Annotated in this window: 1 protein-coding gene and 1 pseudogene; one reads left to right on the top strand and one right to left on the bottom strand. The window is 41.7% G+C overall.

Going from position 1 to position 1,063, the window contains the following annotated elements; translation table 11 throughout:
* Positions 1 to 264 (bottom strand): annotated as a pseudogene (locus tag ACFIKN_RS00910) (phage tail protein); the annotation flags it as partial.
* Between the two features lie 357 nt (positions 265 to 621).
* Here ACFIKN_RS00910 and ACFIKN_RS00905 point away from each other — a divergent pair.
* Positions 622 to 1,063: Rha family transcriptional regulator (locus ACFIKN_RS00905; RefSeq protein WP_375657763.1), on the top strand; the 442-nt coding region annotated here is incomplete at its 3' end.

Raw genomic sequence — 1,063 nt, 5'->3', positions numbered from 1 at the left:
TACAACAACAATTGCCCCTACTTGTTTAAAAATAAGATCAAGGGCATTGGGTAAGGTACCTTGACGCTTACCCGTTTTATCGAGTTTTGCAGCTTGTGAAAGAGAGCCTGCTACCAAAACCGGTGTGTTGAGAGGGAATGCTTGTTCATCGGCATCGGGTGCTGTGCCAACAATCCCGATAACTGCCGATTGTACCGCGCGAAGGGGGCGGGTGCCGTCGTCAACTTCAACGACTTCAACACCGTGTAGAAAACCTATTGCCATACTTTATGCTCCTTTAAATGAGGGGTGAATGAAAATGAATGGGAAAAATGAGGGGTAAAAAGCCGCTCTTGAGAACGACTTGACAAAAACTTTAAAACCGTTAGATTCATACAAAGGTGCTTGAAAAACACCTTAAAACAACAAGCGGATTGGTTACCGAAATAATCAGTCTTCTGTACATTAAAGACTTTGACTCATTATATGCTACACGCATATAATAGCTTTGTCGGGTGTGGTTACGCTATACAATACCCTTTCGGGGGAAAGGCATAACGACGGGCTTGTTGCCGTGTTTTTCAGCACCCGGCATTCTTCATTGAGTGTCAATCAAAAACATTAGTCAACAAGGAGTTCATTATGAACAATCTAGTAACAATCAACAATGATGGAATTGCTGTCACAACCTCTTTAAAAATTGCCGGTGGTGTGGGGAATAGCCACGCTACAGTTATAAAGCTGGTACGTCAAAACATTGAAGACTTTGAAGAATTTGGAAGGGTTGGATTTGAAATCTCACCCTTTGGGACCAAAGGCGGAAGACAGAAAAGAGTAATTGCTATTCTCAACGAACCACAAGCCACTCTACTCATGACCTATATGCGTAACAATGATACGGTGCGTGCGTTCAAAAAAGCTCTCGTCAAAGCTTTCTATGATTTAAAAAACCAATTAATTGATAATGACCGTGATACACGCTTTGATTTTCCAAGCAACTGGGATGAAATGGGACCTACTGAAAAAGCTGTTTATATTTATGGACCGCTTCACATGCATCTTGTTAAAGCCTTTACATTAGCAG

This window comes from Bartonella sp. CL436QHHD (genome assembly GCF_042195105.1).
Classification (GTDB): Bacteria; Pseudomonadota; Alphaproteobacteria; order Rhizobiales; family Rhizobiaceae; genus Bartonella.
This window is presented reverse-complemented; position numbering and strand designations above follow the sequence as displayed.